12 protein-coding genes are annotated in these 21,742 nt (G+C 54.8%); 8 read left to right on the forward strand and 4 right to left on the reverse strand.

Annotation, left to right across the window (positions count from 1 at the left end; translation table 11 throughout):
* The first annotated feature begins 78 nt into the window (after positions 1 to 78).
* Both EXE50_RS06515 and EXE50_RS06520 read left to right on the forward strand, forming a co-directional pair.
* Positions 79 to 2,544, forward strand: a complete 2,466-nt coding sequence (locus tag EXE50_RS06515; RefSeq protein ID WP_137704651.1) for an RND family transporter — start codon at positions 79 to 81, stop codon at positions 2,542 to 2,544.
* Positions 2,545 to 2,881: 337 nt separating this feature from the next.
* Complete coding sequence (locus EXE50_RS06520) at positions 2,882 to 5,455, forward strand: hypothetical protein (protein WP_137704652.1); 2,574 nt, start codon at positions 2,882 to 2,884, stop codon at positions 5,453 to 5,455.
* A gap of 132 nt (positions 5,456 to 5,587) precedes the next feature.
* On the opposite strand, the gene EXE50_RS17975 is transcribed toward EXE50_RS06520, so the two are convergent.
* Positions 5,588 to 7,897 (reverse strand): PGF-CTERM-anchored ABC transporter substrate-binding protein, encoded by a 2,310-nt coding sequence (locus EXE50_RS17975; protein ID WP_137704653.1) that lies wholly within the window; start codon positions 7,895 to 7,897, stop codon positions 5,588 to 5,590.
* A gap of 196 nt (positions 7,898 to 8,093) precedes the next feature.
* Here EXE50_RS17975 and EXE50_RS06530 point away from each other — a divergent pair, with 196 nt between their 5' ends.
* The 3 genes from EXE50_RS06530 to EXE50_RS06540 all read left to right on the forward strand — a co-directional run bounded on the left by EXE50_RS06530 (position 8,094) and on the right by EXE50_RS06540 (position 11,365).
* A complete protein-coding gene (locus EXE50_RS06530) occupies positions 8,094 to 9,266 on the forward strand; it encodes a tubulin/FtsZ family protein (RefSeq protein ID WP_137704654.1) in 1,173 nt (390 codons plus the stop codon).
* Between the two features lie 84 nt (positions 9,267 to 9,350).
* A complete protein-coding gene (locus tag EXE50_RS06535) occupies positions 9,351 to 10,757 on the forward strand; it encodes a tubulin/FtsZ family protein (protein ID WP_137704655.1) in 1,407 nt (468 codons plus the stop codon).
* Positions 10,754 to 11,365: a TetR/AcrR family transcriptional regulator gene (locus EXE50_RS06540; RefSeq protein WP_137704656.1), complete on the forward strand. Its 612-nt coding sequence runs from the start codon at positions 10,754 to 10,756 to the stop codon at positions 11,363 to 11,365. The genes EXE50_RS06535 and EXE50_RS06540 overlap by 4 nt, the downstream gene beginning before the upstream one ends.
* On the opposite strand, the gene EXE50_RS06545 is transcribed toward EXE50_RS06540, so the two are convergent.
* Positions 11,346 to 11,969, reverse strand: coding sequence for a hypothetical protein (locus tag EXE50_RS06545; protein ID WP_137704657.1), 624 nt, complete (start codon positions 11,967 to 11,969; stop codon positions 11,346 to 11,348). The genes EXE50_RS06540 and EXE50_RS06545 overlap by 20 nt on opposite strands.
* Positions 11,970 to 12,481: 512 nt before the next feature.
* Between EXE50_RS06545 and EXE50_RS06550 the strand changes: the two genes are divergently transcribed.
* From EXE50_RS06550 to EXE50_RS06560, 3 genes are all read left to right on the forward strand, one after another.
* The gene (locus EXE50_RS06550) at positions 12,482 to 13,741 is read left to right on the forward strand and encodes a hypothetical protein (RefSeq protein ID WP_137704658.1); all 1,260 of its coding nucleotides are present in this window, start codon (positions 12,482 to 12,484) and stop codon (positions 13,739 to 13,741) included.
* Between the two features lie 1,170 nt (positions 13,742 to 14,911).
* Complete coding sequence (gene csg / locus EXE50_RS06555; RefSeq protein WP_137707784.1) at positions 14,912 to 17,842, forward strand: HVO_2072 family ArtA-dependent S-layer glycoprotein; 2,931 nt, start codon at positions 14,912 to 14,914, stop codon at positions 17,840 to 17,842.
* A gap of 732 nt (positions 17,843 to 18,574) precedes the next feature.
* Complete coding sequence (locus EXE50_RS06560) at positions 18,575 to 20,170, forward strand: hypothetical protein (protein ID WP_137704660.1); 1,596 nt, start codon at positions 18,575 to 18,577, stop codon at positions 20,168 to 20,170.
* On the opposite strand, the gene EXE50_RS17930 is transcribed toward EXE50_RS06560, so the two are convergent.
* Both EXE50_RS17930 and EXE50_RS06565 read right to left on the reverse strand, forming a co-directional pair.
* Positions 20,167 to 20,337: an HVO_0758 family zinc finger protein gene (locus EXE50_RS17930; protein WP_303646232.1), complete on the reverse strand. Its 171-nt coding sequence runs from the start codon at positions 20,335 to 20,337 to the stop codon at positions 20,167 to 20,169. The two genes, EXE50_RS06560 and EXE50_RS17930, sit on opposite strands and share 4 nt — an antisense overlap.
* A gap of 43 nt (positions 20,338 to 20,380) precedes the next feature.
* Complete coding sequence (locus tag EXE50_RS06565; protein ID WP_053771934.1) at positions 20,381 to 21,622, reverse strand: RNA-guided endonuclease TnpB family protein; 1,242 nt, start codon at positions 21,620 to 21,622, stop codon at positions 20,381 to 20,383.
* Between the last annotated feature and the right edge of the window lie 120 nt (positions 21,623 to 21,742).

The following is a 21,742-nucleotide window of genomic DNA, read 5'->3' on the forward strand; positions in this document are numbered from 1 at the left end:
CCGTGACCAGACATATTATACTCAATTTCGGAGCACTCCAGTCCAGACCAACCAGCGACTCGACAGACGAGAAAGAACATGACTGACGACGGCGCAACCCCGCTTCGCGACGGCCTAGAGCGACTCGGACGGTTCTCGGCTGAGAACCGCCGGACAGTGTTCACTGTGGTAGCCGTGCTTGTGGTCATTTCGCTCGCTATTGCCGGGCTTTCTGTCCAGATGAGCCTTGGGATGGAGTTGTACATAGACGATAGCTCACAGACAAATCAAAACTGGCAGGAGGTCAAAGCCGACGACGCGTTCGATCTCGGAAACAATGTGTTCGTGATGATCGAGACCGATCACCTCTATGAACCCGAGACAATTCGAACGATAGATCGGCTTGACAGACGGTACACGGCGACTGGTAAGTTCTCCAGCGTCACAAGCCTCGCGGACGTTGTCAAACGAGGGAACAGCGGTGAGATTCCAGCAACCGAACAAGAGGTCCGCGCCGCAATCAACCGGGTCGAGTCAACTGACACGAGCACGGCGGCGCTCGTGAGCAACGTGAACCCTGACCGGGAAACGGCCCTGATCGTTGCGACCTACGGGCAGGTTGATGTCCCAGACGCAGAAGACCAGTACCTTGGGTTCCTTCCTGGAACAGCAGCCGGGTACCTTACCGATACGGTGTCAGATGCCACTGATCATGTGACCGTACCACCACATGTTGATATCACGGTCACCGGTGCGCCGGTGTTCGAAAACGCTGCGTTCGGACTCATGCTCCCTGAGATGATCCAACTGTTCGCAGTTGCGTTCGCTATCATCTTCTCTGTGGTGTTTCTAGTTATGCGTGGACGACTGTACCGAACGTGGAAAGTGTTCCTCCCCGTTGGGACAGCACTCATTGCGCTTGTGTACATGCTCGGGATGATGGGGGTTGTCGGGTTCAACTTCAATGCGATCATGCTTGGCGTCCTCCCAATCGCGCTTGGCTTAGGGATCGACTTTAGCCTCCAACTCCATACGCGGTATATCGAAGAGCGCGAGAAAGGGCGAGAACCCGTTGATGCTGCAGCCTCGGCTGCACGCACGACTGGGAACACGCTACTGTTAGCGATGGCGACAACGTCAATCGGTCTCGGTGCGCTGCTAGTCTCTGCTGTGCCACCGACTCGACAGCTCGGCGCGACGGCAGCGTTTGGCGTCATCGCTGCGACCGCACTGTCGCTCACACTACTCGTCGCGCTGTTGGTTCAATTTGATGATGACGAGTATGACCAGCAGGGGCCAACAGCTTCAGACCCCACCGAAGCGCCAGCAACTGCTACTGCGGCAGAAAGAAGCTCTTCGACGGACAGCGAGGGTGATTCTCCTTCGTCTCTTGAGCCCTCTGCCAGCGACAAGTCAAGCGGAGTCCTCAGTGACGATGAGCCTGCATTCGAGCGTTTCATCGGTGCACTGTCCGGTGGGATCGCTGCCTCACCGCTTATCGTAATTCTGCTTATGATCGCAGCAATTGGCGGCGGCGCAGCCGTGTATCATGATGTTCCGACAACCCAGGAAATGCTTGATTACTGGCCGGATATCGAACAGCGTGATGACCTCGAAGAGCTCGAAAGCACGGCGCAGAGTCCGAACGTAATCTATCTACTGGTAGAAAGCAAAGATGCCTACTCGCCGACGACGTTCAGGCGGGCATCCGCCTTTGAGAGCGCTATTGAAGACCATGACGACGTAAATGCTGCAATGAGTTCAGTCACTGCCGTCGAGATGGCCACTGGGGGGGACATCCCAGAGCGCCGGACACAACTTATCAACACGGTTGATCGGCAGGCGGCGTCCGACCTCATGCCGGTCGGCAGCCGTGAAAACACTCCGGACCGGTTTGTTATTCAGCTATTCGTCGACGATATTGAAGGCGAGGAAGTGAGACACCTGATCGACGATACGGAGGCGACCGCCGATAGATACCTCGTCACTGAACGAACCGCCGTTACTGGCAAACCCGTCGTTAACCGGAACGTGATCGAGAACGTGACTTCCGGCCGCGACCCGATGACCGTACTGAGCTTCGGGTTGGCGACCGTTTTTCTCGCATTAGCGTTGCGATCCATCCGCGAGTCTGTGTTGCTCGTCATTACTGTTGCTATCAGCGCCGTGATGTTGATCTCGATAGCAATGTACCTGCTGGGTATCCCGTGGAACCCCCTCACCGTCGCAACCGGCTCAATTGCGCTCGGTGCGGGGATAACTTATGGGATCCACGTCCACGAGCGATTTAAAGAGGAACTATTTGAGCGTGGATCGACGCCCACGGTAGCGATGCGTGAGGCGATGGTGCGTAAGTCGCGGCCGGTCATTGGCTCGGGCGCGACGACGTTGTTTGGGTTCGGTGCGCTCGGGATTTCACAGTTCCCAGTGCTCTCAAACTTCGGTATCGCTGTCGCGCTCGCGATGACGTTCGCGCTGGTGACCGCGTTCGTCTTCTTGCCAGCATCTGCGCTGTTGCTAGCCAAATGGACGAATACATACGATATCGTGGCTGACTCAACCTGACTGCTGTATCCCTCCTCAATCTGTATCCATCAACAATCGCTTCCCGTGTGCTTTTCTCACCGTGTTTGATGACGGTTGTTGTTTTTTCTATGTGGGCAGCAACCACACATCAATGCGCTTCGATCTCACAAGTTAAACGGGCGATCGGGCCGCGTCATCAACCAGCACATATCCCACCTACGGCACGGGAAGCCTCACCGCTTATTTCGAGGAGGATGTCACGTTTCTCTCGGTGGTCAGATCGAGGGGTCTCGACCCTCCACGGCGCCTCCGAACCCGAAGGTGTGTCCGTCCACGACCGAAACCGCTAATCGGCGCGCCCGACAGGTGACAGCCAATGCCCTCGCCTGAGGAGACGACCGCGGCCGCGCGCGAGTTCCTCGCAGACCACCCCGACGCCGAAGACGCCTTCGCGGCCCTCGTTGAGCGCGACGCCCGCGGCGAGCCGTGGACGTTTGCCGATATCGATCTCGACTCTGGTCGGTTCGGCGAACTTGTCGCCCGCGATCTCGCCCGTGAGGTCGATACTGGCTATCGGCTCGAGAATCCGAACGCGATCCGCGCCGCCATTGAGTCGGGGCCGGCCGAATCTGCCGATACGACTGACACCGCCACTAACTCGTCTACAGTACCCGAGGGAAGTAACGGTAATGCCAGCGAGACTGCCGCCGGTGATTCCGTGATGTCGCAAGTCTCCTCAGTAGCTGCTGTCGATGCTCTCACGTTCCTTGGGCTTCTTGGGGGGCTGCTTGCGGTCGCTGGCGCACGCCTCGTCGCCGCGCCTGCGGTGTTCCAGCGGGGTTTTGTCGTCTCTCCAAGTAACGACACCTACTTTTTCCGTTACTGGCAAGAACGGCTGGCCGCCCGCGCGGACGGAATCTTTGATCTGGGGTTGTTCACAGACATGGGCGGCGCCGCGGGCACGCGTCCGCTTGCCCATGCGGTCAACTCGTGGCTGACGGTCCTGCTCGGTGGCGTTGACGCTGCGCCCGTGGTCGTCGCGTGGCTCCCGATCGTGGCGTCCGTTTGTCTGGGGTACCTCGTCTACCGGACCGCACGCCTACTCACCAGCGACGTGCGCGTCGCGCTCGCCGCCGTCCTGTTCTACGGGCTCGCGCCCGTTAACGTCGTGTACACCTCTGTGGGCTTTCTTGACCACCAGGCCCACCAGTACTTGTGGCTCGGTCTGCTCGTCGCGGCGCTGACCGCGCTCGGGGTTGATGTCGCGCGCCGGCTCGAACACACCGACGCGCAGACGGCTGCTCGAGCGCACGCACGCGACGCAAGGATGTGGCTCGTCGCGTTCGCGCTCGCTGTCGCCGTCGCGGCGTCCGCGCACGCCTACGGCGGCTCGCCGCTCACGTTCGTCCCAGTCGCGGCCGTCGTCGGGCTCCGCGTCGCGCTTGACGTTCGGCGGGACCTCTCTTCGACTTACGCAAACGCCCCGCTGCTTGCTGGGCTTGCGCTCGGCGCTGCGGGAGCGCTCGCCGCACACATCGGGTTAGGCTGGCACGAGTCGATCGCCGCGGTCACGCCGGTCCTCGTCGCGGGCGGCGCGCTTGTCGTCGTCGGGCTGGGAGAGCTGTGGCGCCGCGTCTCGCTGCCGCCGCTCGCCCTTGTCGCCGCCGAGGCGGTCGTCGCCGTGGGCGGGTTCGTCGCCTATGCGCGCCTGCGTCCGGGCGACATCGACCGCCTCCAGACGCGTGCCAACGACCTGTTCTTTCGGGAAGGCATCTCTGAGACAGCCTCGCTGTTCAGCCCGGACTTTGCGGTAGTGTTTGGACCGCTCCTCCAGCTCGGGCTTGGGTTCTACTTCGCAATTGCCGTCCTCGCAGTTGCGACGTGGGTGGTCACACGCCGTTACCAGCCCGGCTGGCTCGTCGTCGTCTGCTTTGCGTGGTACTACACGTTGCTCGCAACGATCCAAGTCCGCTTCGCTGGGCAGTTAGCGATCATGATCGCGCCCTTTGCAGGACTTGGTCTTGTCTACCTCCTGTCAGCAATAGACATCGCACGCCCAGTGGCCGCCCTCGGTCGCGGGAACGACGCTGACTCCTCGTCGACCCGCGGTCTCTCAACCCGTGGTCGACCGAGTCACGCCGGAGCGAACAGCAACTCGGATGGAGGGACCGCGATCACGTCGCTCGCGCTGCCTGAAGGATCCCGGCTGCGGGGGTATCTGGCCGCCACAGTCGCGCTCGTGTTGTTGTTCAACCTTCTCCTCGTCCCGTCGCTCGTCGGGCAGACCACCTATGATCGCGCGCAGTTTGACGCTGCGCTTACGATTGATTCTCACGCCGAGGACGCTGACCGTGAGTACCCACAAAACTTCGTGTTGAGCCAGTGGGGTGACAACCGAATGTACAATTACTTCGTGAACGGTGAAGCCCGTAGTTACGGCTACGCACGAAGCAACTACGATCAATTCCTTACCGCTGCGCACCCAGATGAATGGTACAACCGTTTTCAAGATCGTGTCGGGTACGTCGTCGTTACTGAACGCGAAAACACACCTCCAACGGCGTCCACTTACACAGCCCTCTATGATGGGCTCGGCGTCGGCGTCAACGACACCACCGCAACCGGCCATTATCAGCTACTCACTTTCACTGAGGGGCTCCGGACGTTTGCAGTCGTCCCCGGCGCGACGATCTCCGTGCCAGAGCCCAGTTCTGTCGGTGTCGAAAACGGGACGGTGACCGCAACAACAACTGTGACCGTACCCAATTCGTCCGGTGAAGTCACAGCAACTGGCACAACGTTCGAGTATGTACGCCACGCTGCTGTCTCGAACGGAACCGCAACAATCCGGGTCGCACACCCAGGGGAGTATCAGGTTGGAACACAATCTGTGACCGTAACCGATGACGCTGTTCACAACGGCAATCGAACAGTCGTTCAGCCGAAATAGTCTGTCTCGGTATCGGCTCTTTCCTGTTGAGTGAATTTGTGGCGCACAATCCCAACGACCTACCCTCCCCTACCTGCTCCTCCTCTACTCGCCCCTTGAACTGGGATAGTCGCTTTGCGGGTAACTGAGGTACTATTTCTGTGGTGACAGATATGCGAAGCCAAGAATTACCAATACGGTTACGACGATCCCGAATCCAGGAACTTCTGACTCTGTCCCCTCATCAGTTGTATTGGATGGTCCATCGTCTTGCTCGGTCTTTTGATTGACAACATCATTCGATGTCTCGGTTTCATTACCCTCTTGATTAGAGGTGCCATTGGGCTCTGCTGAGGTAGTGCTCTCCTTACTTGGTGTATCGGTAGCTGTTTGATTCTCATTCACAGGCGTTTCATTCTCATCTACGGCCGTTTCGTTCGTGTCGACAGCTGTTTCGTCCGTGTCTACTGCCGTTTCGTTCGTGTCTACTGTCGTTTCGTTCGTGTCTACTGCCGTTTCGTTCGTGTCTACTGTCGTTTCGTTCGTGTCTACTACTTCGTCCCGCTCATCTTTTTCATTCCTGTCATCATCGTCACTACGTGAGCTACTTGACCCATCTGTCCTACCTCCATCGTCTTTGGTATCCTCTGATTGAAGCTCTGTAACGCCGTTCGCGAGCGTTTTTGTTGACTCGATAACGCTGCGAGGTGCAGGTTGGTTGAGATAATTAGTGTTTAATACGACGTAATTATTGTTCTCACCCGCGTTTGTGCTAGCATACGGCTGTCGATCAAGAATTGACGCCTCAGAGTCTGTCACAATCAGCAACTCAGGGTTGGTCTGAAGAATTACCTCATCTGAAAGTTGTGGATACCCGTCTGCCTCTGACGCGGCGACGTTGGTTGTCCCACCAATCTCCATGATTTCGTTGATGAAGGTATTGTCAGCCGCAACGAATCCTCCCCCAAGCGGATACAGTGCGTCAGGGCGATCAAGTCTAGCGGTCTGGTTTTCTACATTTTCCACCGTTTGGTTCATCTCCGTATTCACCTCCGCTGCTGTCTCGCAGTTTCCGACAAGACGGCCTGTGCGCTCTGTTTTTGCTGCGATATCATCGACATCGGTAGCAGCGGAGAAATGGTAAACAGTGAGGTTCTGCGTACGAAGATCTGCGACCTGTCCAGCTGAGGCATTCGGTGCCAACACAAGATCAGGATTAGTCGCAACAACTTTTTCGACGCTAACACCAAATTCTGCGGAGACATTTGCTTTGTTGGCAGTCCCGTTCAAGTACCCCGCAAATTCGGTTACACCGACAACCCGATCTTGTGCACCTAACTCCCAGAGCGTTTGGGCGGCTGATGGGTTTGTTGTCGTGATCCGATCTGGCTGGTCATCAAGCGTGATTTCTGTTCCTGTTGCGTCTGTTACAGTAAGTGGGAACCCACACGTATCACTACTATTGACTGTCTCATTTGTTTTGTTGGCTTGAAGATCTTCAACAGCAGCAGCGAGAGTTTTGGTCGATTCAATCACACTCCGGGGCGCCGGCTGGTTTAGATAATTTGTATTCATAACTACATAGTTATCTTCTGCCCCAGCAGTTGTGCTCGCGTAGGGTTCCTTATCAAGAATTGCGCCCTCTGTATCGGTCACGAGTATGATCTCAGGGTCTGTTTTGAGGATGACTTCATCCGAGAGTTGTGGATACCCATCTGCCTCTGATGCGGCGACGTTGGTTGTCCCACCAATCTTCATGATTTCGTTGATAAAGGTATTGTCAGCTGCAACAAATCCTCCCCCAAGTGGGTACAGTGCACCGGGACGATCAAGTTCAGCAGTTTGACCTTTAACGTCCTCTACAGTCTGGTTCATTTCATTATTCACCTCCGCTGCTGTCTCGCAGTTTCCGACAAGACGGCCTGTGCGCTCTGTTTTTGCCGCAATATCATCGATATCCGTCGCGGCCGGGAAATGGTAGACTGTGAGATTCTGTGCACGAAGATCTTCGACTTGACCAGCTGAGGCGTTTGGTGCCAACACAAGATCGGGATTAGTCGCAACAACTTTTTCGACGCTAACACCGAATTCTGCGGAGACATTCGTTTTGCTGGCAGTCCCGTTCAAGTACCCCGCAAATTCGGTTACACCAACAACCCGGTCTTGCGCACCTAATTCCCAGAGCGTTTGGGCTGCTGACGGGTTTGTTGTCGTGATTCGATCCGGCCGTTCATCAAGCGTGATCTCTGTCCCTGTTGCATCAGTCACGTTGAGCGGAAACCCACAGGTGTTATTTTCTGCTGTCTGTGTCGGTCCCTGACCGCTGTAATCGGCAGACAGACTTTCACTCTCTGTGTGTTCGAACTCTGCTCCTGCCGGGTGTGCTCCAGCGGCGGCTCCTGAAGCTCCAACGACTGCTGTCAGCACAACCACCGCCAGTAGAATCACTCGTAAGTTCTTCACAGTTGGCAACCGGGTTTATGAAATATAATTTTTATTATTCCAACCTTGATTGCGTTGGCATGTGTCATGTGTCTGATCAAACTATTGATAGTCACGTCTGACGCAGAATGACTCGTTCCACAGCCACGTACTCTGCGCTCGGTCAGGTCAACCCACAACCAACACATTTTCATACGGCTCAACGGAGAAACAACCAATGAAACTTGCAACGATTGGGGTCGGTAACGCAGGCAGTAAGCTTATCGACCAGATGATCGAGTTTGAGTTTGAGACTGGTCGTAACCTGTGCCGTCACGCACTAGTCATCAATACGGCTCGGACAGACCTCGCCAAACCACATCATCTCGATGAAGATCGCCGGGTGTTAATCGGCGACACCCACCAGAAAGCGCGTGGACACGGGGTTGGAGGTGATGCTGAAGTCGGTGCTGAGGTTGCACAAACAGACATTGATGAAATCAGACGCGTCTTCGACGATGTTGAAATTCACGAGGTTGATGCTGTCTTAGTCGCAGCCGGCCTCGGCGGAGGCACCGGCAGTGGCGCTGCTCCCGTTGTTATTGACGAACTACAGAAGATGTACGATGAGCCGGTATACGGACTTGGAGTATTACCTGGCACGTACGAGGGCGGCCGGCCGGCACTCAACGCTGCCCGCTCGCTTCAGTCATTCGTCAACAAGGTTGATAATTTCATCGCGTTCGACAACGATGCGTGGCGCTCTCGTGGGCAGACTATTGAGCAGGGCTACGAGGAAATGAACGAAGAGCTTGCAACACGCATTGTCACTCTACTCGCTGCCGGTGAAGTTGATGAGTCGGAGGTTGGTGAGAACGCGATGGATTCGAGTGACATTATGCGAACCCTCGATACCGGTGGTGTCTCCTCAATTGGGTACGCTTCAACTGACGTTACCCCCGCAAAAGAAGGGTTGTTAGCCAATTTCAAAGAAGTTGATGACTCACAGAGTGAATCAACAGATGCCGCAAAAATCAAAGGCCTAGTGCGTCGAGCAACGAACTCTCGGCTCACGGTTCCATGTGATGTCTCGAGTGCTGACCGTGCGCTGATTGTCTTTGCCGGGCCGCCTGATGTGATTTCACGAAAAGGGGTTGAATCTGCTCGTGAATGGCTTGAACAAGAAGCTGACACCGTTGATGTTCTTGCTGGTGATGATCCTCGTCCTGACTCGTCAACCCTTGCGGCTGTGGTGTTGCTCTCAAATGTGACTGATACACCGCGGATTAACGAAATTCAGGATCAAGCTGTCGACGCACAAAACAAAATTCAAGAACAGGATGCGGTTCGCGAAGAGGAAATTCAGTCGTTGATTACCGATGACGACAATGATCTGGACCCTATTGTTTGAGCGGCCACGGCGTCAAACGCTTGTCCGACAGACGCATCACCACTCTGTTGGCTGCCACCATCGCTCGCAGCCGTTGGTGTGTAAATGAAGGTAGCACTTCTCGGCGTTGGCGGGTGTGGGACCCGACTTGTTGATCAGTTTGTTCGAACTGAACAGCGCACAGGCCGGTCGGTGACGAATGGAAACGTTCTCGCGTTTCATACTGAATCACAACCACTCTCTCAGACAACCGCCCTCAGTACTGACCAGCATATCCTTCTTGGTGATACACACCCGGCAGTACTTCGACGAGACACAAACTCTCCTGCGACTGACGCCCAAAATTCGTCTCACGATCCCAAACGACACTCAGAGACATCCACCACCACGAGTCAACACAGCACCTCCAGTAACTCGCGCCCGCGTGGATATGATATCAACGAGTATGGTGTTGGTGGTGATCCAGATGTTGGCGCACAAGTTGCTAAAGCGGACCGGCCAGAAATTCGACGTGCACTCGATAAAATCGACGAAACAGAAGTCGCAGCAACGATGATTGTTGCCGGACTTGGCGGCGGCACTGGTGCTGGCGTTGGGAGTGTGTTGTTGGAAGAACTCACCGATATTTATGAAACTGAAGTGTACACACTAGGTGTTCTCCCCGCTGACACGGAGTCCGACCAACGCGCACTGACCGCTGCCCGTGGTCTTCGAACACTTGTCCCACGCGCTGCGTCAACGCTTCTTGTCGACAACGACTCATGGTCTCGCGATAGAGACGCTGTTGCTGATTGCTATCAGTCGATCAATCAGATGACTGTTGACCGACTGTTGAGCGTTTTTGGTGCCGGTGAAGCTAACGCCACGTTTGAATCTGAACTTCGGATTGACCCTGCAGATATCTCACGGACACTTGCTGTTGGCGGGGTAACAACTGTTGGTCGCGCCACAATTGAAATTGACAGTAACGCTCATGGACTTCTTGCTCGGATTCTTCGTCTGCTTGGTCGATCACAACCCTCTGGGTCCACACCGGTTGATGCGTCGAAAATAAAGACACTCATTAGTCGCGCAGTCCAATCGAAACTCACGCTACCCTGTGAAATCACCTCTGCAGACCGGGTTTTGCTCATCCTCAGTGGACCCCCAGATACAATCTCTCGGAAAGGATTTGAGACTGGCCGGTACTTGCTTGAAGAAGAAACGCAGACCGTTGAAGTGCTTGCTGGCGATGAGCCAATTCAAAACACAACAGAACTCACAGCAACTGTCGTCCTCGCAAATGTGACGTCTGTTCCACAGATTGATGAACTTCAACGTCGCGCAGTTACTGCTGAAGATGCTATCACGACAACCTCGGGACCCTCAACTACTACAGAACAGACGACGACAACTGATGAGGTGAACTCACAGACTGTTGAGCCATCAGCAGATGAGGACTCAACCTCCGCCGAATTTGATTTCACCAACGCTGAAACGACTTCTGAAACATCGGACTCAACCGAGCAATGACAAGCGATCAGTCAGAACACACATTGAGCGACACGGAAGAGAACATTATGGAGGCAACACACACAGCGTTGCTCAAACACGGCTATGCTGATCTCTCAATTGCCCGTATTGGTGACGAGCTTGATGGATCAAAATCCTCTATCTACCATTACTATGAGTCAAAAGACGATTTGCTTATTACACTGCTTGAGTTCACTGTCAACAAATTCGAATCAGCTCTTGATGCTGAGCGGAGCCAGAATCCAGCTGAAACCCTGAAACAGCTCATTGCCAAACTTCTCGTGCCGGACCCGCCCGAAGACGATTATCAGTTTCAAACCGTGCTTGTCGGCTTTCGATCACAAGCTGTCACGAACAGTCGCATCCGCGCTCAATTTACGCGCGTTGATGAACGGTTAGCAGATACGATCCGGGAGATTCTCGAACGTGGTATTGCTGAGAATGTGTTTGAGGCCGTTAACGCCTCTGAAGTCACAGAATACATTCTCGCAACGATTAACGGTGGCATATACACCCGTGTTACAACAGATCGAGTAGACGCCGTCACGGCAACGCACTCTATGCTTGTTTCGTATATCGATTCAGAACTCATCCAAGATGCGGTCTGATCCGTTCCTTGTCGGTTTGGATTGCTTCTCCGAGTTCTCCAATTACTGATAAGACCGGATACTGTGGCGCGTTGCTATCTGAATAGAGGTACTCACAGAACTCGATCTGTTCATCAGATATCTCCTCACTTGGGGGTTCAGCAACCGGTGGTGAGTGAAGATCTCTCTGTCGCTGTTCAGCGATACCATCCAACTCTGCCTCAAGATCCTGAAGCGCACACCAAACATCAAATGCGGCCTCCCTGCGTCGTGTGTGAACGGATCCGAAGTGCGAACAAAGATTATGCCGTCGGGTTTCAATCTCAGTAAGCTCCGTTTGATAGTTTGCGAGCCGGTCGATCTCCTCTGTCAACACCTCTATCAGCTCTGCACGTACGTTGATTGCCTGCCGGCTCCGGTCAACGATTGCTTGGTGGACCGCTGGGGTGAGAATCCGATTTGTTGCCAACGACGTCACTATATCTTCTCCAAGCTCAGCCGCGAGATTTTCAGCAAGGCTCTCTTCATCGCCGATGCCATAGTGCGGAACTGATCGTACTGTTTCCTCGTACGCAGAAAGTACATACTTGAGTGTCGCATCTCCGGGACTTGTGGGTACGTCCATTACGTCTGTCCGGTCACCTACATCCGTTGGTGCGGCATCTAACGATTCAAGCTGTACTGGTTCGACCTGTTGTATCTGCGTCTGAAACCGACGAAATGCGTCTCGTTCCGCAATAACACACTCTCGTTCATCCTGGCATGTTTCAATCGCTGTCTGGAGTTTACCTACGACAACTAACAACATTGCTCCAAGACTAGCAATAACTCCCACCACAAGCGGCGAGGTAAGCAACTCAGCACCGCTACACCACATATCTACGCATGCTACAGACCGATCAGCAATAGGTATGTACAATCTCATAACGCTACAATCATTTCATACAGTCTAACTATTATTGACCTTTTCGCCGGTGAGCAACTGTGGTGATCTCATATCCTGTGGGCTTGTCGCTGCTGGAGACCGTTCCATCACTAGGACTAATGTGACATCGCGCTTTTGACTCTTGATGGTGATTTCTCATGATCAATAATGCCATCTACGACATTTAAGTTCTGGCCCCACCGACATGGGGCATGGAACAACCGCGCCGTAACGTGCTTGCCGGTCTCGGCGCTGCCGCAAGTCTTGCTGGCTGTTTGAGTGTTGATGGTGTGAGATATCCAGACGAAATAGAATCCTCAGACGAGTCAAATACTACGCTGGAAGCTGGCACCGATGAGTCGCCTACGGATAACTCAACAGATACCGACGGTTACGCCTCCGACCTGATACAACGCATTGCTGAGAGGACGCAAGCGATTGTTGCTGATGTGGTCTGGTTTGCCATTTCTTATCCACGCGCGGTTGAGTCATACAACCAAGCCGTTGACAGTGTGATTGAGACTATCGACACAGTCCGTACCACAATCCATCAGCCAACGATGCCAACAGCCGAGATGGTTGACCGACTCGAAACTGTAGGATACAACGCTGCGGACCGCGCGGAAACAGCGTTTGAACCCCACTTTTCTCCGGGTGGCCTTCTTCGATCGCGGACCGATATGCATATCCCGGCTTTGGCTCGCGCAGCACGCCGTAACGATGCTGACCGATTTGTCGAGGAACTCGGTCGGATGCGCCTCTCGTTTTTCCAAATCCAGACTCCAGTGTATGTTAGTAAGCGTTTTTCACGTGACCCGATTCATAATCGGTTACTTGACCGGCTCGTGCCACGCGCTACCGGAGATGTGCTGGTCGAAGTTGCGGTCCCCACTCGTCGTGGTTTCACGACGCTCGCACACGAACCATATGCCGATGAGGATGGGAGCTATCCGCCTACGTTCACCGCAGACCCGCTTCCAGCCGCCCGTCGTGATAGGCTCCGAAAGCGGCTTGGGCCTGTTGTCCAATCGTCAGAGCGTACTGAGGAAGTGTTCCTGACGTTTACAAGCCGTCCAGATCCTGTTACCCGCCAACAAAATGCCTTCCGTGGACCTCCCAGTGATCTGGATGGTACCCCACTATATGTCCAACAATATGGTGATCCTGAACGCGCGCGCGAGCAACTCTCAGATATCCTTACAGCCGGCGCTACAGAAGGCATGGCTTCTATCACTTCAGATGTCACCCCTGGGACCGATTCGGTTGAATGGCATCGGTATTACCATCGTGAAGCAGGTAGTGACCGGACGAACCTGGATGAATTTCCTGGTGTCCAATACGGATACCTCCTCCAAGCTGGTCCGTTCATTTTTGCCACCGGCTTTTCTGGTGACGCATGGGAAGAACGACCTCGTTGGCAGGGTCAGCTGACTGAAAGCTGGTTGTTTCAAGACGCTGAACAACCTACGTGATCAGGATTTAAGCCCGATGCCATCGATTACTGACCATGACTTTCCTTCATCACCGACGACACTTCCTCGCTGCTGTTGGTTCTCTCTCAACTGCTGGTTGCCTTGTGCAGCGTGATACAGCAGCGACTGATGTATCTGAGGACCCGCCCCGCTCCGACACAACCGGATCGACACACTCGCAGACGAGTACAAGCAATGAATCCAACTCAATGGACTCTACTCACACAGATAACGGTCCAACTGATACCACAACCTCGCTCGATACCGTTGGTATTGCCGTCGAAGAGATTCGTATTGACCGTATTATTGAATCACCCTATCAATCTCAGATTGTTGCTGACATCGTCATTTCGAATGGCGGACCAGCACAGTATGGGACTCTTGAGTTTCGGGCCGACGCCTACTATGAGCCACCAGCTGATGACCGGACGTACCATCCACCACGTGTTTCTACGCGGACCGCGGTCGGGCGAACGTATATTGAGCGTCAGTACGACTCATTCGACTCAGGAACACGGACTCTCCGTGGGATTGTAATCCAGTACGATGCTGATGATGCGAACGGTTCAACAGATCCTGCCAGATTTGATATTGAACTTGCTGTCCGCCGAGTGAACCGTCTCGGAGCTTAACTCTGGGGGCTTCACCAGCACACCCAACACACACCAAACGAGATTAGCGGACGGTCATGGACATCACGGCGCGGGAGACATGCGAATAGCACAGATCGCGCTTGAAGGGGATCTGTGGGCCGGTGGGTTCTGGGAGAACTCGTACTACGCTGGGATGATGGGCAATGTTTCGACAAACACGATTGCGCAGTGCGTTGCGCGCATAGAACGTGTCTATGTGGAGCGTGCGGGCTTCAAGTCTTTGAGGTTCGCGGCGAACTCGTCGGGTGAGTGGTCTCTGTACAGTTCACGTAGGAGAGGTTGTCAATCGCGAAAATCGATTGACCACGGGTTGCCCTACCGGCTCAGGCCTGCCGTACATAACCGACTGTCTCGAACGATTAAACAATGGTTGACACTCTCTACCGTGAACATCATAACCCACAAAGCATTTATAATAACCGATGTTTGTTTCAGACGCCCCTACCTCCGAACACGGCAGACGCGAGTAATCCAACACACGGTAACCGTCTCACAACCAGACCGAAGCTGAGACGGTGTGTCGCGGACAAAACGACTGGCGTACTCGGATGCTGACAAAAACCAAACAATGACAAACGACAATACACGCTCGAAGGCCAACGCGGTCTTCTTCAGTGCCATCATGGTAATCTCTATGGTGGCAGTTGGCTTTGCTGCAGCGCCGGCCGCTGCGGCAGTCAACAGTGGGTCGGTCGACTTCAATGACCAGACCCTAGACGGTAGTACAGTAGAGGTTGACTACAGCGGCTTTAGCAGTGACAGCGGTGACAGTGCCGTTATTGCTGTCACCTATGAAAACAGTGACGGAGACGCGGTTCTCGCCGGTGTTTCCGACACTGGATCCAGTGCAAGCAGCGGTACCGCTACCGTCACAATTAGTGACGCAGGCGGGTTCCCGGGTCAGCACACTGCGCACCTATTCGACTCGGATGACGTGCCTGGTGTGAGTGCTGGCGGCGTGGTTTCGACCACCGGATTCGACACTGACACCGCGCAGGTGGCAGACTCGGAACGTTCCTCTGGTAGCAACCTCGTTGCAGACGGGAACGTTGTCTACCAAGGTGAAGACGACGTTGTCTTCGTCGGGAACGCTACTCAGGGAACGATCCAGCACAGCGAACTCTCCGGGACGTCGGGCAACCGTGAGGGCACGCCCCTTCAGGACCCGATTCCGGAAGACGAGGAAACGGGCACCTACGACCTGAACGGCCCCACTGACGGTGATGGTGGATTCAGTACGACGGTTATTTCGCCCCGTATCACGACCGCAGAGGTCCAGCTGACTGACACTGGAGGCGACATCAGTGAAGTCGGTCCTGACTCTGCTGGTCAGCTCAAGGTCTTCGCTGAGTGGAACTTCGGTAACGCTGAAGGACTCGCCATTACGGTTGAGGACCCGAGCGGAGCCGACATTACCAATGAAGTCTTGGTTGATGGCTCGGATGAGTCTGGGAGCACCGACGTTCTCCAGTACGGTGAAAACGAAAGCGATGCCGAAGACGCTAGCGTTGGGCTCGATCTCGCGGGCGAGGATGCCGGTGAGTACACTGTCATCTTCGAAGGTAACGACGAGATCGACCAGGTTGTTGAGGAGTACACGGTTACCCTCACCAATGAAGACGACCTCTCGATCGACGTTGCAGAAGACTCTGTTACGCAGGGTAGCAACGTTGACTACACGGTGAGCGGTGGGACCGACGGTCAGGTCCGGCTTGTCGCAATTGAGGAGAACGACTTCGCTGACGGTGTCACCGATACACAAGCTGGTAACATCTTCCGGAATGTGGAAGATGTGTCTGACACGGGCTACAACAGTAGCGGTGAGTACGCATGGGCACTTGTTGAGATCGACGGCACAACCGCTGTCGGCTCGATAGAGACCAAGTTCCTTGACACCTCTGACGCTACTGTTGAGGTTTACTCCAACGACAGCGAGGTGTCTTCGCTGAACTCTGACTTCCTCGAAGATGATGTCGATCTTGAGGTTACCGAGGGATCGCTCTCGCTCGACAGCCCCAGTGATGACTACATCATCGGTTCGGAAGTCGATGTGAACGGGACTGCAGAGGCTGCCGACGAAGTGCGTGTGTACGCCCTCAACAACAATAACTGGGAAATCGTTCAGATCAACGGCCAGAACCAGATTGACGTTGACTCTGACGACACCTTCGAAGTTGAAGACGTTACTCTCTCCCAAGGTAACGGTGGAGGTAACGACATCCTTGCGTTCGAGGGTCGGTACCAGATCGGCGTGATTGATGCCGATGATGCTCGCAACATCGAGATTGACACTGGTTCCAACAGCGAAATCAACACGTCTGCTTGGACCAGCAATGATGGCACCCGTTCATCGATTAACGTCGAATCGGGCGGCCTCACGGCTCAGTTCGGTACCATTGACGGGCAGTTCGCCATTGAAGACTCTTCGATGACCGTCAACGGGACTGCAGAGGGCCAGTCGGACGTCCTTGTGGCGTTCGTGGACGAACGTGGTAACACTGATGTCACGGTGGTGTCCGTTGACAATGACGGCACCTTCGATGAAGAGGACGTCAGTGTCGACCTCTCGCAGGGTGCTGCGTCCGGGCACGTCATCTCCCTTGGCCGTGACGACACGGTTGGTGATGGTGACCTCCCGGGTGTTGGTGGGTTCGGTGGTGCTTCTGATCCCACGATCAGCGACTTAGAGAGCTTCATTGACGAACTTGAGGGTGAGTCGCTCACCGGCAATCAGGTCCGTGACCGGATTGTTGCTCAGACCACTGAGGCCGACGCGACGGACGACCTGATGATCTCGACGACCTTCCGTGTCACCGAGGCTTCGGTCTCTGTCGACTCGGTCTACCCGGAAGGCGCTCAGGCAGACGGCATTAACCCTGTTGCCGTCGGTGAAACGATGGTTGTGGAAGGCTCCACGAACCTTCAGCCCGACGACAACTCGGTTGTGCTCAACGTGCTCAACCAGAACGATAACTCGGTCGAGTCCGTATCCGTTGAGGAATGGGGCAACGACGGTCAGTTCACTCTGACTGTCGACACCTCTGGTCTCGAGACGGGCACGTACGTGCTTGAGGCCGACAGTGGTGACACCACTGACACTACCGACGTTGAGCTGGTTGAAGAGCGGCAGACCGACGACGGCGCTTCCGACGGTGACGACGGCGGCGACGGCGACGACGGCGCTTCCGACGGTGACGACGGCGGCGACGGCGACGACGGCGCTTCCGACGGTGACGACGGTGGCGACGGCGACGACGGCGCTTCCGACGGTGACGACGGTGGCGACGGCGACGACGGCGCTTCCGACGGTGACGACGGTGGCGACGGCAGCGACGGCAGCGACGGCGGCGACGAAAGCACCGAAGACGGCACGCCCGGATTCGGCGCGCTTGTCGCCCTCGTTGCGCTCATCGCGGCTGCGTTGCTCGCGACCCGTCGCAACAACTAACGCCAGCTAATAACCGAACGGATCACTCCGTTCGGCCCTCGCGGTGCGTATTTTCATTTTTTGCGGTTGTACAAGGCTCACCAGCTGCTAGCGCAGCGGATAGTATTTAGAAGCAAAAAAGAGTCCAGCCGTTTACGATGGGTTTGATGTTCTTCCTGCCCTGAAGATCGAGGATTCCTTCGTGAGATAGCACACCGTTTGTGCGTCCCCCAGAGAATACGAGAAGCGTCGTGGATCGCCTCAGCGTTTTTGAGGTGGAACCTCCGGCCTCTGGGAGCGACCGAAGCGTAACAAGGAGAGTGAGTAGGCCGGAGGGGAAACCGACATGGGACGACACAACCGGCATACTGCGACCGACTGACTCCTACATATGTGACATCCTCCCGCCGTTGAGGGCGCGGGCCTCCCACCCGGTGTTGGCCGAGCAGGTCAATCCTGCAGATTGGGAGTCTCAGGTTTGCTGGACAGTCAGCCAGTGGCTTTGCCACGAAGCCGTTACTCGTACTCTGTCGGGGGCTTTGAGCTTGAGAAGCACGTCGACTACAGCGCTGTGAAAAACATCGATGGTGACCCCTCGGTTGTGACAGGCCCAACACGACGCCTCACCGAGATCATGTTTCTTTTTCACACATTCAGGATTTTTGTGAGGCGGGCATAAAGGGGCCCACAGAAAGTATTTACAAGCGAGAACGGTAGTGTGAGTTGATTATGAATACACGCGTTTCGCTCAGCATGGCGATTCTCTTCCTTGCGGTTGTCTGCCTCGCTATGCCGCTCAGTATGTCAACTGCCGCACAGCCACAGTCAGCTCCTGCAGTTGGGTTTGATAAGGCACAGACAACCGTGACGCAAGGCGACGTGGCTACCCTTGGAGTACAGATGCGTGACACTGATGAAGTCACACTCACCATTCAAGCACCGAATCAGCAGTATCAGTCAACACTCCATGCCTACGACACCGATGAAGATGGCTCCGTTACTGTTCAACTCAACACGCTCCACCCAGTTGGTGTAGATAAGAACAACCGGTTCACGGCTGCTGGTAGTGACTCAGTCCGACTTGTGTCTGAATCTGGACTGTCAGAAGGGGCCGCACTCAACACCGGCCGGTATAATCTCATCGTTTCAAGCGACAAAACAAGTGTCGCGGCGGTGCTTATGATCACTGAACCGGTCAACCCAAATAGCACGACCACAGCCGTCCCCGCTGAGACGTCGTACAAACAGATTAATTCGGCGCTAAAAAACAAGGCGCAGTTGTCGACAACCGCTTCTCCTGACACTGCTGATACAGACTCGCTTGAGGTTGCCCGTGGTGATGAGTTCTGGACACGGCTTCCGATTACCGGGATAGGGGGTATCCTCACTTCATCAACTCCATCATCAAACCTCGTCTTCCCTGCTGATAGCACTCCTGGTGTTGAGACTACCCACACAATTGAAGTGAATAGTAACGAGACCGTCTCCTTCAGTTCCGTCTCAGTTCAGTATCAGGGCAGTCACACTCGGTCCCACGCGGCAACTCAACGTGTTACTCAATCCGATATCGACGTGCTTGGAATCGACGCAAACAAGAACGGATACGTCGACCGCTCGCTGAAAGGATCCATTCAAAGTATCCAGACGAGCACAGACGGGCGCCTCGCGATCTCACTTGACCAACCAGTTGAGATCTCAAAGAACAACACACTTCGTGTCGCATATGACATTGAGAATCCCGAGGTCACAGGCCCACAAGACGTATCCGTTACGCTTCAACACGGTAACACAGTCCATCAGAGCAACGGCGTTATTACATATGGTCTTGCTGGTCAAGGTACTCTTGGCCATGGTGTTGACCTTCGGCTAATCTCGACAGAAGGTGATTCGCCTACTGACCCGCTTGCTGTCGTTAACCCCGTATACAACGACAGTATATCCGGTCTCGCTGTGGGAGTTGACACACACGCACTGGAGCCGGGTGAGTATGCGATTATGTTTGATGTTGGTGAATCAGCGCCGAGTTCAGTGCCGAGGGTTTCACATCAACAGTCATTCACCGTGTCTGAACCCACCGCTGAACTAACAAACCATAGCATCAGTAACTCCACCCGGCTATCACTGACGGCCGACACTAACCTCGCGTCAAACAGCTCCGTGATTATTCGTGTCACGGCTGATGAGAAATATGGTGGTGTCAGTCAGGTTGTCAATTGCGTAGCCACAGTAGATACTGACGGCACCATTAGTTGTACCCTTGAGCTCTCTCAGCCCGCTGATGAGTTCAATATTGATGTTGCTGTCAAACAAGATGGAACCGTGATTGCTGGGCCAACGAAGATTAATTAACGCAACTCCTTGAAATAAATGTCGCACTCCGGACAAGTGCGCACGGAGAACACTTCATCAGAGTCATTCTCTTTTTTTAGGGTTGTTTCGCATTCTGAGCAGTTCAATCTATCATACGTGTTCTTAAACAGGTCGCCGTCTCGCAGTCCTTTCCGTGTCGACTTCATACGTCAAAGATATTCTTGAAGTGGCAAGTGAATCGCCTCGGGGTCAAGCCCCGAGGCTTCCCGTTTCCACGACGTGACTTGCAGACACACGCTGGAAATTAGCGGTATCCGTAGCGGCCACAGTCTCCACGGGCGTTTCTTCGGGCCACCCCAGCCCTAACTCAGAAAAGCCGCGCTGTAGGACGTTCATCACCGCGTTCGGGTCTCTGTCCGTCACGAACCCACAACTCGGACAGGAGTGTTCCCGCACCCAGATGGGTTTCGCCGTCTCCACGCCACACGACGCACACTCCTTCGTCGTTCCTCGGGCTTCGACCTGCACGACGTGCGTTCCGTGCAGGTCGGCTTTGTATTCGAGGAGTGTGATGAACTGTCGCCACGCCGCATCCTGCTTGTTCCGAGCGTTACCGTCGCCCTGAAGCATTCCAGCGACATCCAGGTTTTCTACGAACACGGCGTCATACGTCTTGACGAGCCACGTCGTAATCTTGTGCTGGTAGTCCAGCACCTTCCGACGAATCCGACGCTTGACCTTGGCGACATTCTTCCGTAGTTTCTCGTAGCTTTTCGACCCTTTCTCCTTCCGCGAGAGTTTGCGTTGCTCGCGTCGGAGTCGCTCGTACTCGTCTTCGAGGTCGAGCCAGTCAACGGTCTTGCCGTCGCTCGTGTGGATGTAGTTGAGGATGCCGAGGTCAATACCCACGCTGTTGCTCGCATCGAGCGTTCCCACGTCGGGTTTCTCGGGCAGGTCGGCATCATCTGTTTCGAGTCCGAAGGAGATGAACCACTCGCCGGTCGTCTCCTTCTTGAACGTGACTTCTTTGATTGTGGCGTGGTCAGGAATCGGGCGGTGGTAACGGATTTTGACCCAGCCGATTTTGCTGAAGCGAACGTAAGCAAACCTGTCTCGGCCCCTCTTTTCATCGAGGTCGAAACCAGACTGGTTGTACGTCACACTTCGATACTCTGTGGGTGCTTGTCGTTTGAGCCGACCGACGTTGTACCCCTTCTCTTTCTTCTTACGAAGGTTCGAGAGGTTACGGTGGAATCGTGCAACGGTGGCTTGTGCGGCTTTTGAGTGCAGTTCACCGAATATCGGCCACCGACGTTTCCACTCTGGGAGTTTGTTGTTCTGGTCGTACTCGGGCGGTTTGTCGTCCTCTGGACTGTTCTCGTAGTCCCAGCGGACGTGGTTGTAGAGTTGGCGATGAACGTCCAGATGATGTTCCAGTCGCTCCGCTACCTCGTCTGTCAGGTAGGCGCGGTAGCGGTGACTATGTTCCATCGCTGTCTTTTGATTAGGAACGTGTTAGCTTAATGGCTTGTATCAGCGTGTGTCGGCTTGATCCCCAAGGTCAAGCCTCGGGGTATTCGCCTTGTCCGGTGATAAAATGCGGAACGTATC

The sequence above is a fragment of the Halorubrum sp. ARQ200 genome (assembly GCF_005435115.1).
Lineage (GTDB): Archaea > Halobacteriota > Halobacteria > Halobacteriales > Haloferacaceae > Halorubrum > Halorubrum tropicale.